At 57.4% G+C, this 15,675-nt stretch carries 14 protein-coding genes and 1 tRNA gene; 5 read left to right on the forward strand and 10 right to left on the reverse strand.

Annotated elements, in window-relative coordinates; all coding sequences use genetic code 11:
* From AAIL66_RS14860 to AAIL66_RS14880, 5 genes are all read right to left on the reverse strand, one after another.
* On the reverse strand, positions 1–1,731 hold a 1,731-nt coding region (locus AAIL66_RS14860; RefSeq protein WP_343497090.1), incomplete at its 3' end, for a chromosome partitioning protein ParA.
* Positions 1,732–1,752: 21 nt separating this feature from the next.
* Positions 1,753–3,528 (reverse strand): polysaccharide biosynthesis/export family protein, encoded by a 1,776-nt coding sequence (locus AAIL66_RS14865; protein ID WP_343497091.1) that lies wholly within the window; start codon positions 3,526–3,528, stop codon positions 1,753–1,755.
* 24 nt (positions 3,529–3,552) lie between these two features.
* Positions 3,553–4,683, reverse strand: a complete 1,131-nt coding sequence (locus AAIL66_RS14870) for a chain-length determining protein (protein WP_343497092.1) — start codon at positions 4,681–4,683, stop codon at positions 3,553–3,555.
* Complete coding sequence (locus AAIL66_RS14875) at positions 4,680–5,351, reverse strand: ABC transporter ATP-binding protein (protein WP_343497093.1); 672 nt, start codon at positions 5,349–5,351, stop codon at positions 4,680–4,682. The genes AAIL66_RS14870 and AAIL66_RS14875 overlap by 4 nt, the downstream gene beginning before the upstream one ends.
* On the reverse strand, positions 5,348–6,187 hold the full coding sequence (locus tag AAIL66_RS14880; RefSeq protein ID WP_343497094.1) for an ABC transporter permease: 840 nt from the start codon (positions 6,185–6,187) through the stop codon (positions 5,348–5,350). Before AAIL66_RS14880 ends, AAIL66_RS14875 begins: the two co-directional genes overlap by 4 nt.
* 524 nt (positions 6,188–6,711) lie before the next feature.
* On the opposite strand from AAIL66_RS14880, the gene selD reads away from it, so the two are divergent.
* Positions 6,712–7,782 carry a selenide, water dikinase SelD gene (gene selD, locus AAIL66_RS14885; protein WP_343497095.1) on the forward strand — a complete coding sequence of 357 codons (1,071 nt, stop codon included), beginning with the start codon at positions 6,712–6,714 and terminating at the stop codon, positions 7,780–7,782.
* A gap of 113 nt (positions 7,783–7,895) precedes the next feature.
* On the opposite strand, the gene AAIL66_RS14890 is transcribed toward selD, so the two are convergent.
* The 5 genes from AAIL66_RS14890 to AAIL66_RS14910 form a co-directional block, all read right to left on the reverse strand.
* Entirely contained in the window at positions 7,896–8,363 is a 468-nt protein-coding gene (locus AAIL66_RS14890; RefSeq protein ID WP_003067511.1) for an Lrp/AsnC family transcriptional regulator, read from the reverse strand.
* 767 nt (positions 8,364–9,130) lie between these two features.
* Positions 9,131–9,207 (reverse strand) — tRNA-Gln (locus AAIL66_RS14895).
* Between the two features lie 123 nt (positions 9,208–9,330).
* A complete protein-coding gene (locus tag AAIL66_RS14900; RefSeq protein ID WP_003067510.1) occupies positions 9,331–9,651 on the reverse strand; it encodes a heavy metal-binding domain-containing protein in 321 nt (106 codons plus the stop codon).
* A 332-nt stretch (positions 9,652–9,983) separates the two neighbouring features.
* Complete coding sequence (locus AAIL66_RS14905; RefSeq protein ID WP_003067507.1) at positions 9,984–10,886, reverse strand: LysR family transcriptional regulator; 903 nt, start codon at positions 10,884–10,886, stop codon at positions 9,984–9,986.
* A 23-nt stretch (positions 10,887–10,909) separates the two neighbouring features.
* The gene (locus AAIL66_RS14910; protein ID WP_034358594.1) at positions 10,910–11,458 is read right to left on the reverse strand and encodes a MarR family transcriptional regulator; all 549 of its coding nucleotides are present in this window, start codon (positions 11,456–11,458) and stop codon (positions 10,910–10,912) included.
* Between the two features lie 272 nt (positions 11,459–11,730).
* Between AAIL66_RS14910 and AAIL66_RS14915 the strand changes: the two genes are divergently transcribed.
* The 4 genes from AAIL66_RS14915 (at position 11,731) to AAIL66_RS14930 (ending at position 15,478) form a co-directional block, all read left to right on the forward strand.
* Positions 11,731–12,858, forward strand: coding sequence for a cupin domain-containing protein (locus AAIL66_RS14915; protein ID WP_343497096.1), 1,128 nt, complete (start codon positions 11,731–11,733; stop codon positions 12,856–12,858).
* Between the two features lie 133 nt (positions 12,859–12,991).
* Positions 12,992–13,711 (forward strand): fumarylacetoacetate hydrolase family protein, encoded by a 720-nt coding sequence (locus AAIL66_RS14920; RefSeq protein WP_343497097.1) that lies wholly within the window; start codon positions 12,992–12,994, stop codon positions 13,709–13,711.
* Between the two features lie 12 nt (positions 13,712–13,723).
* Positions 13,724–14,368 (forward strand): maleylacetoacetate isomerase, encoded by a 645-nt coding sequence (maiA, locus tag AAIL66_RS14925; RefSeq protein ID WP_343497098.1) that lies wholly within the window; start codon positions 13,724–13,726, stop codon positions 14,366–14,368.
* A gap of 162 nt (positions 14,369–14,530) precedes the next feature.
* On the forward strand, positions 14,531–15,478 hold the full coding sequence (locus tag AAIL66_RS14930; RefSeq protein WP_343497147.1) for a tripartite tricarboxylate transporter substrate binding protein: 948 nt from the start codon (positions 14,531–14,533) through the stop codon (positions 15,476–15,478).
* Positions 15,479–15,675: the final 197 nt, after the last annotated feature.

Raw genomic sequence — 15,675 nt, forward strand, 5'->3', positions numbered from 1 at the left:
GATGGGAGGGAGTTTTTGATTTGAGCGTGCAGCCTGCTCTTGCTTGAAGCGTTTAGCCTCGGCCTGCAGCGCAAACGGCATACCAAACCAGCCGCCTACGCTACGTGACTGGGCAATCATGGTCGCCCCCAGACGGTAAGAAAGTTGCTGCCTGACCCGATCAGCAGCGCCATAATATGCTTTGGATTGAGGTTTTTCGCTGGCTTTGAGCTGTCGATTCTCCAGGTAGTAGCGTTCTAGTTCTTCCTGGACTTTATGAAGCTGTGTTAGCAGTAGCTCATTTTCACTCTGCAGATCAGTAACCGATGTCTCGGCCCTATCAAGCTGCAAGTTTTTCTTCAAATATGTTTCACTTTGCTGCCACTGCTGAATTCTGCTATGGGCAGTTTGAAGTTCTGCTTTTAGTTCACCAACCAAAGCTTCTGTTTGCTCAAGCTTTATTACCTTTTCCTGCGCAGCTTTCAAATGAGTGACACCTTGCTGCAACTGCTGAATTCTGCCTTGAGATATTTGAAGCTCTGCTTTTAGCTCGCCAACCAAAGCCTCCGTTTGCGCGAGCTTGCTGACTTTTTCTTGCGCAGCTTTCAAATCAGCCTGGACTCTTGGCAACTCCACCAAGGCTTTTCCTTGCAGCTTGCTTTGCAAATAACGATTTTCCAATTCTTCCTGCACTTTGTGCAGTTGCTCCAGCAGCATGTGATTTTCCTGCGCACTGGCCTGCAATGTGCTAGCGTTATTAGCCAATTGCTGCTGCTGCTGAGCCAGCAGCAATTGCGCTGCGGTATCAGTTTGGCGCAAGGCCTCTATTTGCTGCTCCTGCTCATTCAGCGTCTTATCCTGTTGCTCCAGACGCTGAGCATGCTCCTGCATTAGCACTTGCTGCGCCACAAAGCTGTACCAAGCTTGGTAACGACGACTAGCCTGTACATCAGTAGCCAGAAGTTGCCTGCCCGCCTCTCCATGGGCATGCTGTGGCAACGATGCAGCTGCCTGCAGTTGCTCATACAACTCGGTAGCCTGCGGATATTCCTCCAATAACTGCCGCGCCAGCCATTGGGCTAGGACATTGCTCTCAAGGCCTTGCCTTGACTGGCCATTTTGCGGCACTGGTTGCGGGTTCTCGCTAGCTTCCTGCAATTCTGCTTCGCCGGGCAACTGAAGCTGGGTATTGATGCGCGAGCTGACTTGCTGTAAATAGCTCTTCGCCGATGTCTGCACCTGCGCTGCATGAACAAGCAGGCTGCGGTCAGGATTGCACAGATGAAAATGAAGCACAGCAGAGTTGTATGCCATCCAGGCATTGACTTTGGCTTCAAGTTCTTCTGGCCCAGCATCCACCTGCTCTAGTGTCTGACGGGTTAAAACGCTCAGCGGCTCGTCAAAAACTAGCACAAATACTATTTGCGGGTCTTGAGATTTCCAGTAATCCAGCAAATATACTGCCTGGGTATCGGCCCATCCCCACAGCGGCAATTCCATATTAGCTAGCATCAAGTCCAACGCCAGCCCCTGCCAAACAGGAGCCACATTGATTTGCTCAAGCTGTTCTGCCACGCGCACATACTGCACAGGTACGGCGCCATGCACTTTGGCTAAGGTTTCGCTTATCTGCACGGGCGTAAAGCCCTCACGCCGCGAAGGCTGGGCCTCAGCCATTCCACAGGCAAGCAGTAGCTCCTCCACACCTTCGTATCCCGATTGGGGGTGCCCCACCACAATGATTTTTTTCATGACTTTTGACTTTAGAGAGCGTTACAGACCAAGAACGACCTTCGCACTAATGGCAATTTGGTACATGATTTGCGTCATGTCCTTCCAGAATTGACGCTTTTTCTCATCCACCTTGGGCAACACCAGTACCTGGTCGCCGGCTTTGATACGAGCATCGGCAAACATCTTGCTGGTATCAACCTGCTCAAATGCCCCATCGCGGTGGGCTACCACCACGCGCGCGTTATCAGCAGACTGTGTAAAGCCACCGGCGCGATCGATATAGTCCTTGAGGCTCAAAGAGCCATCGAATGCCACTGCATTAGGAAATAGCACCTCGCCGCTAACCAGCACCAAAGCATCCTTACGCGGTATACGAATGACGTCACCGTTTTCCAGCAACATATTGTCGCGCTGTGCCGCCTGTGCAATCTGCACCTGGCCCGTTGGTTCGACTTTCTTGGCGCGCTCCACCCACTGCAATGTCAGGTTTGCTTCTTCTTGGCGAAGGCGAGCTTCGTCAGCACTGCCGCTGCGGGCTGTAAGCAACGCCGTTTCGAGGCTACGCAAGCTGGTAGCCAGCATCTCCTTCTGGCGCTGCTTCACGCTCTGGCGGAAGAGCTGGATGCTTTCAGGCTCGGCATCAGGCAGGGTCTGAATGCTCTGCATCAGCGCGCCCAAACGGGTGCCATAGGGCAGAACATATTCCTGCGAATTCATATGCTCGCCTTCGACGCGCACACTAATAGTCCCGGGCTTTTTGTCTGCAGTGAATTCCAGCTCATCGCCGTTTTGCAGCACCAAAGCATTGGCCTCTTGCAGCGGGTAATACTCCGTGTTCTTGACCGTTCCAGTATTGCGAGCAATACGCACATGGGTGGCCTGGGCCTGCGGCTTGGCCAGCTGCATCAACTGAGCCACGGTTTCCGAGCCCTGGGCAAACTCAAAACGCTTGGCATTGTTCACAAGACCCGATACGCGCACCCGGTTGGCAATGGGGGGGACAAAAATCACGTCCCCATCATTGAGTTGCAGCAACGGTAACTGGCCTTTGAGCAAAAAATCATAGAGATTGAAAGTGGCACGCACGGAGCTGCCGCGCTTGACCTGCACAGTCAAAAAGCTGCCGCGCTCAGGGTCAATGCCACCCGCCTGATCCAGATAATTAAGCAGGCTGTCCATGCTGGTGCCGTTGTACAGGCCCGGACGCATGACATTGCCACCCACAAAGATGCGCACCGGCTGGGCTGCAGCCAGGCTGGCATAGCTATAGACATTGGCGCGGAATACACGGCGTACTGCGGCCTCTACTTGTTGCTGAAGATTTTTGTTGGCAATGCCCAGCACCTTGATCGGCCCGACCTGGGGCAGAAAGATATTGCCTTGCGGGTCAACAGCGGCCACGCTGTCAAAGGTAAAGCCACCCCACAACCGCAAATGAATACGGTCGCCTACCGTAACCAGATAATCGGGGTTGAACTGCGTCGCACCGGCACGCGCAAAGTTGCCAGTAAACAGGTTGGCGCCAAATACATCGCTATTGAGATTGGCCGTGTAATCGGCTGTCTGGGGGGCTTGCGGCAATACGGGAGCCTGCATGGGGACAGCAGCGCCAGAACGGCTTGCCGAAGCGTCGCTGGAAGCTCCGCTAGAAGGGGTCAATCCCAGCGCCTGATTGATCTGAAAAGGATCAGTACCGGATGCTGATGCATCCTTGCTTGAGCCAACTTTAGAGACCTGTGCCTGAGCCGGTACCAAACCAGTCAGCAGCACCGCGACTGCCGAACTGATACAGGTACGCGCGATAAAACGTTGCATGATAAAACTCGAAAAATTCAAAAATCAATCGCGGTGGTCGCGCACGATAGAAGCCAGCAATTGCACCAACCCGGCCAGCAGCAAGGCACCAAGAATAAAGGTGGCAATGTTGTAGAGTCGGCGGGGACGTAGAGGGTATTCAGGCATCGATGGGCTTTGCAGTACCAGCACTTTTTTCAAGGTACGTGTTGCTTCCACGCGGCCTTTTTCCAGTGCCACTAACGCGCTCTTATAGGCATCCTGCTGAAACTGAGCCTCCAGTTCCAGGCGCTGATACTCTTCCACCGTCTTGTTCAGCGACTGCCCCTTAGCGCTGGTCAACCGGGCCTTTTCCGTCTTGATCTGCTTTTCCACGGCCTGAATCTGAAGATCAACTTCCACAACCGCAGGGGCTGTAGGAGCAAGATAGCCCAGCAACGCTGTCTTGCGCGCGCTAAGCTCGGTCAACTGCTCATCCAGTTTGTTGACTACGCCGGCCAGATTTTCGGCCGCGGACTGGGGAGAAATTAGCCCCTTGGCATTCTGAAAGGCCAGCACACGTTGGCGCGCGTTCAGCGCATGCTCACCGCGCTCCTTGACCTGCTTTTCCAGAAAGTTCACCTGCTCCTGCGCCAGTTGGTGGCCCAACGTATTCATATAACGCTCGCCCTCATGCACCAGTGCGCTGGTGATCTTCCGGGCCATTTCAGCGTCATAAGCCTGAGCCTGAATGACCAGTACACCTGCATATTCGTCATATTCCACACTGATGCGCGAGAGAAAATGCCTATGAAAAAATTCCAGAGACGCATCATGGAAAAACATGCGCGAAAGCACGTCGTGATCGTGGCTGCTGTAGTGTTCGCGCAGATTCAGGTCTTTATCCAGTTGCAGCAACATATCGACGGACAGTAATCTGTCGCGCAGCAACATCTGGTCCGCACGCGAGATTCCATCGCCGCCAGCCAAGAGCGAGCTGAAATCCATAGCCTGCGAAGCCGCCATGTCGGTTCGTTGAATCAGCACACGGGCCTCTGAAACATAGCGATCAGAGGCAATTACCCCCCAGTAAAATGCCGCCAATAAAGATGCGCATAGCGCAATAGCCAAGGCCTTCATACGCCAAATGACTCGAAGCATTCCCGTAAAACGTTCTTTTTTCAATAACTCAGTCATTTTGTAATACTATCTTTATAATTTTTCAGGGCATCTTCAATATCATCAAACCAATGCGCTTGACCTTCGTGTAGCCAAATCCCAGCCTGACAAAACTGGCGTAAAGTGCCATCGCTATGCGAGACCATAATTAAACCCGATCGATCGGCAATTCTCTGAAATGCATCGGAGGCTTTCTTTTTGAATGAAGCATCCCCGGCTGATGTTGCCTCATCCGATATATACACATCAAAATCAAATGCCAGCGACAATCCAAACTGCAGGCGTGACTTCATACCGGAAGAATAAGTGCGAACGGGCTCATCAAAGGATGAGCCCAATTCGGCAAAATCTTGTATATAGGCAATTTTCTCAGCCATGGCATGCGGTGAATCAAATCCATGCAGACGTGAAACAAACTTGGCGTTCTGGCGGCCTGTCAAAGAGCCTTGTAGGCCGCCACCATACCCCATGGGCCATGAAACCCGACAGCGCCTCTCCACTGTCCCTTGCGTGGGTGTATCAATACCGCCAATCAGATTCAGCAAGGTAGATTTACCTGCACCATTACGTCCAACCAAACCCACACTGACCTTATTTGGAATGGTAAGATTTACTCCCTTGAGAATCCAGCGCCCCGCGCCATGAGGTGTCTGGTAGCGTTTCTGAACATTATCGACAATAATCATTGTGCTCTCAAGCTCCGAGCAAACCGAACCTGTAATGCCAGGCCAAAGAAAATGGAAACCACCGCAAACCAGAAAATATACTTAAAATTTGCTTCTTGGGCTGCGTGATAAACAGGAAAGAAACTTGCTCTCAGTAGCTCTAGCCCATGCGCAAATGGATTATAAAAGGCCCATCCCCTATATTGAACTGGAATTGCAGACAATGGAAATATAGCACCCGATAAGAAATACAATGGTCGAAATAGGAAAACCATCAAATTCCCTGCCTCGGGAATCAGATCACTGAGAACGGATAGAGTAAGTCCGACACCCAAAGCACAAAGCATCAGCCCAATAAAGGCAAGCACAGCCTCCATTGGCGAATCCGGAATAACGGAGTGTCCCAAAAAAGCCAAAATACCGAGAAGCACGATCAATATCAGTAAGCCCAAAAGTGCTTCAAGTCCCGCTCGAACAATCACGGTATCAATGGGACGAACCTGACGATAGGCAAACAAGGCTTTGTTAGCATCAACCGCCCCCATTGCACGCTGAAAGACGTTCTGCACTGTGAAGTAGCCAGTTAAACCCAAGACCAGCCAGACGGCAACATCCGCGCCAGCAACAGAACGCGTACGCAGAACGGTGTACAGCAGCAACATGAAGCAGGTATGCAACACCGGCTCCAGCACGATGAGCACCCAGGCTCCGCGCGTAGCGCTCAGGCGCGCAACGGCTTCGCGCAGGAAAAGTGCGTTCCAGACCGCAAAAGTAACGGAAAGTGAACTACGTGGTGCTGTAATTCCACCAGAAGACGGGGTTGAGTCCAAAATAAATCCTCGTTCCTTTGGACTCAAGACGCACTGAAATCCAATCGACTGATTGTAAATGAAAACATAAGCAAAACCTTATTACAGCTTACAACCACGTCCATAACACACTCAATTACATTATAAATAATCTATCGATATCATGAAGTCAATTAATTTTATCTAATTTATTATTTTAATGCAAAAGATAGTCAACTGAAATTTTTTCAATCTGCGGAGTACGTTAGCGCATGAATATGCTATTCATCTCTCGCACCGATTTCCAAAAATATCAGTCTAGAATAAAAAACCTAGCTTCCTGGCATTTGACCATTAAAAACTTTATTTATTGAATTATCAAAAATAATATTCCACAGCACCAGGTACACCGCGGAGCCATCTTGATGCCTCTCCAAGCACTCCCCCAAGAGAATCGACAATAGACTGCAGGCCAACACCCCAGACAGTCAATAATGAGAGCCTACCGTGCAATCAGGATGAACTTCCGGCAGAGCACAAGCATCGCTATCGTCACCGCAGCAACATCAGAGCTGCTTGCCGTCTGGATTGATATGAACACTACTCAACAAACTGCCTCCCCCACGCCCCCCCGCCTGACCTCTCTGTCGCACGGCGGCGGCTGCGGCTGCAAGATTGCACCCGGCGTGCTGTCGGAGTTGCTGGCCAAAAGCAATCTGCCCAAGCAGTTTTTTCCCGACCTGCTGGTAGGCACAGAGACCGCGGACGACGCGGCCGTCTACAAGATCAATGACGAGCAGGCCATCGTGGCGACGACGGACTTTTTCATGCCCATCGTTGACGATCCCTATGACTTTGGCCGCATTGCCGCCACCAACGCACTGTCCGATATCTACGCCATGGGCGGCACGCCGCTGATGGCGCTGGCCATTGTGGGCATGCCCATCAATGTGCTGCCGCACGATGTGATTGCCAAGATTCTGGAAGGCGGTGAATCGGTCTGCCGCGATGCAGGCATTCCACTGGCGGGTGGGCACTCGATTGATTCGGTGGAGCCCATCTACGGCCTGGTCGGCATCGGCATCGTCAACCCCAAGCAGATGAAGCGCAATGCCGATGCCAAGGACGGCGATGTGCTGATTCTGGGCAAGCCCCTGGGCGTGGGTGTTCTCTCGGCGGCGCTCAAGAAGAATCTGCTGGACGATGCAGGCTACCGTGCCATGGTGGATGCAACCACCAAGCTCAACCGCCCCGGCGCCGAGCTTGCCAAGCTTGACGGCGTGCACGCGCTGACCGACGTGACCGGTTTTGGCCTGCTGGGCCACGGCCTGGAGCTGGCCCGTGGCGCCCAGCTCAGCGCACGCATTGAAAGCGCCAAGCTGCCCGTGCTGCCCGGTGTCCAGGCGCTTGCAGAGCAAGGCATTTTCACGGGCGCATCGGGGCGCAACTGGGCATCCTATGGCGAGCACATGCAGTTGGCATCGACCGTGACAGACGCCCAGAAAGCGCTGCTGACCGACCCTCAGACCTCTGGCGGCCTGCTTGTTTCCTGTGCGGCGGATGCTGTCCAGCAGGTGCTCAAGGTCTTTGCCGACAGCGGCTTTGGCGATGCTGCAGTGATTGGCCGCATGGAGGCAGGTGCATCCAAGGTCTTTGTGGACTGAGTGCACCAGGCAGTCGAGAAGGAGCGCGGCCCTGCTCTCCTTTCACCACAGAATGCAAAACGCCCGGCTCAAACCGGGCGTTTTGCATATGAGCGTCAGACTGTGACTTGCGTCTAAGCCTCTCCCACAACCTCGGCCGTGGTGCGGCGGTCGATCTTGCGGCTCAGCACCACCGAGGTATAGGTCTGCTGGATGCCGTCGATCAGGCCGATACGGTCGAGCAGCGCATCCAGTTTCTCATTGCTCTCGCAGCGCACAAACACCATGTAGTCGTACTGTCCGCTGACGGCCGACACCTCTTCCACCTCGGTGAAGCGGTTGAGCGCCTGCATCACCGAAGTTGCTGTCTTGGGCTGAACACGGATACCGCAATAGGCGCGCACGGCAGACTGCTCCATGCGCGAGCCAAGGCGAACGCCATAGCCGGCGATCACGCCCTCCTGCTCCAACTTGGCAATGCGAGCAACCACCGTGGTCCGAGCCAGATTCATCTGCCGAGCCAAATGCGCGGTCGAGGCACGCGCGTTGGTCTGCAGCAGGCGCAGCAGCTGGCGGTCCGTTTCATCCAGTCGATATTCCATACCTTGTCTATCCAAATCTTGCCGTGCACTTACGCAAACGCTGCGTGAAACACAAACCCCAAGAACTCTCTGCCACCACCTGCAGCCATGCCTTGCGCCGAGCGGCTTCTGTTGCTGTTCGCCCTCAGCCAAACGCGTGGAGCGAACCTCAGCGACACCCAACAGCCAATCATTGTGTCAGCTAACCCAGCCTGGTAGTGAGCTTGTCTTTTCAGATGGCAAATCTGTATACATTTGTTTCAATCAGGCAAGATATATCAACATATCTGCACTTGCCTGCGCTTGTGACCATGGCAAGGGCGCACTGCGGTACGTCAGAGTGACTCCGGCCGAAACCAGGCCTCTGTCGTGGGCGAGCGGTCAAACTCGCTCACAAGGACCCAAGTGCGCTCACCGAGTAACAGCGACACAAAAGAGCGAAGAGTCTAATGGTTGTTTTCCCGCACTCATCAATGCCACTGACGATACGGCGAAAACACTCGGTAAGTTTGGCTGGTTTGCCACAAATATCTGCAAAATGTAAGTACTTACCCTATGCCACCCCTTGGCCTGGTGCGTCGCTTTCGGCAATGCCTGAGCCCACCAGACTGCAAACAGCCTCCAATCACCGACAGCTGCGCCTTGTGCTGCCCAGCAAGACTGAATGCGCGACAGTGCAACCTGAGTGCCCCAACCGCGCATGACTGAAAGCTTTGGGCTCGCTTGCATGCGCCCCAAGCTCATAAACAAAAAACCCTGCTCATTGCAATGAGCAGGGTTTGGGATTTTGGCAGGGGAGGAAGGATTCGAACCTTCGCATGCTGGAATCAAAATCCAGTGCCTTAACCAGCTTGGCGACTCCCCTACGATGGAACGAATTCTACAACGACTTTTCGCTATAAATTTCGAAGTAGTCCAAAAATGTGCAATTGCACATGGAATAGGTTTGCAGCCTTCCTTGCGTCAAGCCAGCTCAGTCGCTGGCTGCCTATTCCACGACGACAGCCGTGCCGCTGGCCGAGACCATGAGCATGCCATTGCCCTGACCCAACACCTCGAAATCAAGGTCCACGCCAACCACCGCATTGGCTCCCGCTTCGGCAGCGCGCTGCTCCAGTTCCTTGAGGGCAATTTCACGCGCTTTTTGCAGCTCGCGCTCATAGGTTCCAGAACGCCCGCCCACGATGTCGCGAATTCCGGCAAAGAAGTCCTTGAACACATTGGCGCCCAGAATGGCCTCGCCCGCCACCACGCCGCAATAACGGGTGATGCGCTTGCCTTCGATGGAGGGAGTGGTTGTGACGATCATGCTTTGCTTTCTTAAAAATCAGCGCAAGGAGACTGGCAGCCATACGCTCTGATCATAGCGCTGCGCGTGGCAAAGGCAGAGGCAAAGGCAGATACAGGCCTGGCCTTGCCGCAGGCGCCGAGTCATCCGGTCGGATCAGTATATGCGTGCAATCCGCGCTGTTATCAAGGCGATGGCGGCGGCATCCATCGGCGCTCAGGGCTTCTCATGACTAACTCCCAACGACTTACTCCCAACTGCTCTGGCAGCGCAGACCAGCCTCCATGCAGCGCAGGATGCAGGGTCAAATCAGAAGTCAGGCCGCCCCATCAAGGGCAAGACGCCATCAAAAATCATGCATCCGGCAATAGCAGCTTCTGCATGCCTTGCACGGCATCGCGCAGAAAGCTCCAGGTCGTGGCTATGCGCGGAATCTGGCGCGACTCCACGGGCATGCTCATCCAGAAGGTGCGTGTGAAACAAGCCTGCTCGGGTAGCACGCGGCTCAGTATCGGGTCCTTGTCGGCCACAAATGCCGGCAGCACGGCCAGACCGGCACCGGCACGCACGGCCTCGTATTGAGCGGTGATGCTGGTGCTGCGCAGCGCAAAACGCTCGGGCCGGTGCAAGGTATCCAGCAATTGCAGCTCGCGCGTGAACAGCAGATCGTCCACATAGTGCACAAAGCTGTGATGGCGCAGATCCTCAGTTCTGGCCACCAATGGCTTGCGCGCCAGATATTCACGCTGGCCGTAAAGATAGAGCCGGTAATCGGTCAGCTTGGTGACCACGACCGAGCCGCGCTTGGGCCGCTCCAGCGAGATGACGATATCGGCCTCGCGGCTGGACAGATGCAGCATGCGCGGCAGTGCCAGCAGGTCAACGCTGAGCAGCGGATAGCGCAACGTGAGCCTGGCGAGCTCGGAGGCCAGCATCTGCGTGCCAAAGCCTTCGGTGGCCCCCACTCGCACCAGCCCCGCCAGCCCCTCGGCGGTCGCTGCATGCGCCAGGGGGCCTCGCTCCAGCCCGTCGACCGCGCTTTGCATGGTGTTGGTCACTTCCTGCAACTGCCGTCCGGCCTCGGTCAGCCGCCACTGCCCGCCTTCGCGCGCGAACAGTACGGCACCGAGCTGCTTTTCCAGCGCTTGAATGCGCCGCGACACCGTGGTGTGCTCGACTCCCATGCGCCGCGCAGCCGCCGCCATGCTGCCGCTGCGCGCCAGTTCGCCAAAAAAACGCAGATGGTCCCAGTCCAATGTCTTTCCTTGCGATCCGTGGTTCAGTCGTTCACGCTGCCCTGCATCTTGCCCGTAAGGCCCTTGACCGCCTTGACGGCAGCACTGCGCTTGCGCTCGGCACTGCGCTGGGCCACCGCGCTCGGGGCGCGCGCGAACTCGTCGTTCTCGTGAATCAGCAGCGACAGCATTTCCATGAACTGCGCCCGTTTGTCGTCAGGAAGAGGCTCCAGCATGCGACGCTGAGCGCGCAGCACCGAAGGCTCGGCGGCCACCAGCAGGCCGCGCCCCTCTTCGGTCAGGCTCAGCAAACGCACACGCCGATCTGCAGGGCTGGCGTTGCGCGCCATCAGGCCGCGTGCTTCCAGGCGGTCGATCACGCTGCCTATGGTGGAGGTGTCGAAGCCGATATTGCGTGCCAGCGTGCGCTGGTCGATGCCCGGCTGACGCAGCACGGCCGACAGGGCCGCGTATTGCACGGGCGTCACGCCGAATTCCTCGGTTTCTTCCATGAACACGGCTACGGCGATCTGCTGCAGCCTGCGGATGTGGTAGCCGGGATAGTTTTCTAATTCTGCGGGTTGGTATTGCATGTCTTGAGGGCCGAAGCCGAGCCCGCCCTGCCGTGCGGCAGTTGAAGGGCCATGACTGAAAGACCCCGATATTCGCACGACTGCCGCCCCGATTCGAGCCAGGCCTGCTACCGGGTTTAACCCAATCATCGCTGACGCAGATCAACATTATGCTAATCATCAGTGTGCTGTTTATTTGATTAACAGCCTCTCTTTGACCCCATTTCAGGCCACAAGCCACCAGACCAGGCAGCAACGCACTGCCAAGCAGATACCAAAGAAAGAGACAAACCATGAGCCTTGCGCAAGCCCAGCCCTCACCGGTCAAGCTCACGGCCCGCGACGCCCCCGGCCAACCCGAGCCCACAGCTGCGCTTGCGCAGCTGTACCGAGGTTTCGAGCAGGAAATGCTGGTGCCGCTGTGGACGGAAATCGGCGGCCTGATGCCTGCCCACCCCAAAAGCCAGGCAGCCGCCCATTTGTGGCGTTGGGAGAATCTGCTCAAGCTGGCTGATGAAGCCGGTCGCATCGTCCCCGTGGGCCGGGGCGGCGAGCGCCGCGCGATTGCCCTGGCCAATCCGGCGCTGGGCGGCCGCCCGTTTGCCACGCCCACGCTGTGGGCTGCCATCCAGTACCTGATGCCCGGCGAAGATGCGCCCGAGCACCGCCACACCCAGCATGCCTTCCGCTTTGTGGTCGAAGGCGAAGGCGTGTGGACCGTGGTCAACGGCGACTCGATCCGCATGTCGCGCGGCGACTTTCTGCCCCAGGGCGGCTGGAACTGGCACGCCCACCACAATGCGGCCAGCCAGCCCATGGCCTGGATAGACGGGCTGGATATTCCGTTTGCCTATTACACCGAGTCCCAGTTCTTCGAGCATGGCCGCCTGCATCTGGACCCCGAGGAGCGTGCCACGCCCGAGTTCTCGCGCTCCGAGCGCCTCTGGGGCCACCCTGGGCTGAGCCCTGTGGCCCATCTGCAGAACAGCCCGAGCACGCCTTTGCTGGCCTACCGCTGGGTGGATACCGACCGCGCGCTGAGCGAGCAACTGGCACTCGAAGCCGAAGGTCATGCTGCCACCGTCAGCCCAGGCCATGCCGCCGTGCGCTACACCAACCCTAGCAATGGCCGCGACGTGCTACCCACCATTCGCTGCGAAATGCACCGCGTGGCTTGCGGCGCCAGCACCCGGCAAAAGCGTGAAGTGGGCTCTGCCGTCTTCCAGGTCTTTGACGGCCAGGGCACGGTGACCGTGGGCGAGCGCCAATGGCAGGTGCGGCGCGGCGACATGTTTGTCGTGCCCTCCTGGCAGTTGTTCAGCGCGCAATGCGATGCCGACCAGGCGCAGCTGGATCTGTTCCGTTTTGCCGATACGCCGATTTTCGAGGCCGTCCACGCGTACAGGGCAGATACCCCCTGAGCCGCTTCGCGTCTTCCCCCTCAAGGGGGAGACAGCCTTTGCTGCGGGGCCGCCCAGGCCCTTGCTGGCTGTCTCACACATGGAACGCGTTTTTTTCAAGTACCTAGTCGCCGATACCCATCAGGAATCACACATGACCCAAGCCAACTACAACGACAACTATCTCTGGGCGCCATCCCCCGTGCAATCCCTGCCCGTGCGCGGCAGCGAGCAGCGCCTGCCCGTCAACCGCCTGTTCTTTGTGGGCCGCAACTACCACGCCCATGCGCTGGAGATGGGCCGCCCCGTGGACAAAAGCACAGAGCGCCCCTTCTACTTCACCAAGGCCCCGCAGACGCTGACCGAATCGGGCGCCACCGTGGCCTATCCACCCGAGACCCAGAACTACCACTTCGAGATGGAGCTGGTCGTGGCCATCGGCAAAGCGGGCTTTCGCATTCCTGCCGACCAGGCCCATGAGTACATCTACGGCTATGCCTGCGGCCTCGATATGACGCGCCGCGATCTGCAGCTGGTCGCACGCGACAAGGGTCGCCCCTGGGATCTGGGCAAGGATGTGGAGCAGTCCTCCATCGCCAGCGAAATCGTGCCCATGGCCGGCAAGGTGATCGAGTCCGGCCTCATCGAGCTGAGCGTCAACGGTCAGGTCAAGCAGCAGTCCGATGTGAACAAGCTGATCTGGAACATCCGCGAAATCATTGCCGATCTGTCGCTGTTCTATCACCTGCAAGCCGGTGATCTGATCTACACGGGCACGCCCGAAGGCGTGGGTGCCGTGCTGCCCGGCGACCGGATCACAGGCCGTGTGGAAGGCGTGGGCGAGATTGCCCTGAACGTGGGCCAGCCCGAGTAAGGCGCGCAGACCATGAAGCTCTACAGCTTTTTTCGCAGCGGCACCTCGCACCGCCTGCGCATCGCCCTCAATCTCAAGGGCCTCACGCACGACTACCTCCCTGTCGATCTGCGTGTGGACGAGCAGGCCGAAGCGCCGTTCAAGCGCATCAACCCTCAAGGCCTGGTGCCCGCGCTGACGCTGGACAACGGCGAGACGCTGATCCAGTCGCCCGCCATCATCGAATGGCTGGAAGAACGCTACCCCACGCCAGCGCTGCTGCCTGCCGACCCCGAGGCCCGCGCCCATGTGCGCGCCCTGGCGGCCATCGTGGGCTGTGATGTGCACCCCATCAACAACCGCCGCATCCTGCAGACCCTGCGCCAGCAGTTCGGTGCCGACGAGTCCTCCATCAACGCCTGGTGCGCCACCTGGATCACGGCCGGCTTTGACGCCATCGAAGCCTTGCTGGCAAAGGACGACACACGCGGCAGCTTCTGCTTCGGCAAGGCTCCCGGCCTGGCCGATGTCTACCTGATTCCGCAGGTCGAGAGCGCACGCCGCTTTGGCGTGAATCTGGCCCGCTGGCCGCTGATCAGCGCTGTCGATGCGGCTTGCAGCGCCCTGCCCGCCTTTGCCCAGGCAGCGCCTCTGGCCCAGCCCGACGCTCCGCAATAGACCCGTCCCCTGCGGCCGCGCCCGGACGCGGCTGCCCAGCAACGCTTTGCAGTCCCTAAAAACACCCACCGGAGACAAACTGTGAAATACGAGAAAAATCAGCACCAAAGCCAATCCACACATACGCCAGAAGCTATCAAAACAATAGTTTCCGCAGCGGCGCTGCTGGTCGCAGCCGGCCAGGCTCTGGCCCAGGGTGATGCCTCCAGCTATCCCAACCGCCCGGTAACCGTGGTCACGGCCTTTGCCGTGGGCAGCGGCCCCGATGCCGTGCTACGCATCGTTGGCGAAAAGCTGGCCCAGCGCTGGAAGCAAGGCGTGACCGTGGACAACCGCCCCGGTGGCGGCGGCTTTGTCGCCATCGAGTACGCGCGCCGCGCCAAGCCCGACGGCTATACCCTGCTGCAACTGGACAGCGAACATATCTCGGCCCTGCCCTATCTCTACAAGAACAAGAACTTCAACACGCTGAGCCACTTCGACCCCGTGGCCCCGCTGTTCCTGACCCCTTTCTTTGTGGCCGTCCCCACGAATTCGCCGTGGAAGAACATGGGCGACCTGATCAAGTCCGCCAAGGCCGAGCCCGGCAAGGTCAGCTACGGCTCCTGGGGCGTGGGCAGCCCCGGCCATCTGGGCGGCGAATGGCTGGACTATCTGACGGGCAGCAAGATGACCCATGTGCCTTACCGCGAGGTCAGCCAGCTGTTCACCTCGGTCGCCAACGGCGACCCGAGCTGGAGCTTTGCCAGCCTGCCCTCCAGCCAGGGCATCTACAAAAGCGGCAAGATCCGCTATCTGGCCGTGGCCGCGCCCAAGCGCATCGCGCAAATGCCGGACGTGCCGACGGTCGCCGAAGCCGGCGGCCCAGCCGAGCTGGATGTGAACTCCTTTGTCTCCCTGCTCAGCCCCAAGGGCGTGGACGCCGCCGTGCGCGACAAGATCCGCAGCGATGTGGTGGCCGTGCTGCAGGACCCGCAGGTCAAAGAGAAGTTCTCCACCTTCGCCTTCCAGCCCATGAGCTTCACCGTGCCCGAGATGCAGCAATTTGCCAAGAAGAAGTCCGAGCAATACAAGCTGCTGATTGAAAAAGCCCAGATCAGCCTGGATTGAGAGCCGCTTGCTGCCATCAAATAGATCACGGCGCAGGCCTACGCCTGCAGCCGGCAAAGCCCCGTCAGCACAGGCTGCACGGGGCTTTTTTCATTGACGCGACGACCCGCCTCGCTCCGGATCAAGAAGGCCGCACATAGACAGCAGAGCTCCAAAGGCGTGCAGAAAACGACCTCGACCCGGGGTTACACTTGTTG

The sequence above is a fragment of the Comamonas sp. F1-6 genome, assembly GCF_039581415.1.
Lineage (GTDB): Bacteria > Pseudomonadota > Gammaproteobacteria > Burkholderiales > Burkholderiaceae_C > Comamonas > Comamonas thiooxydans.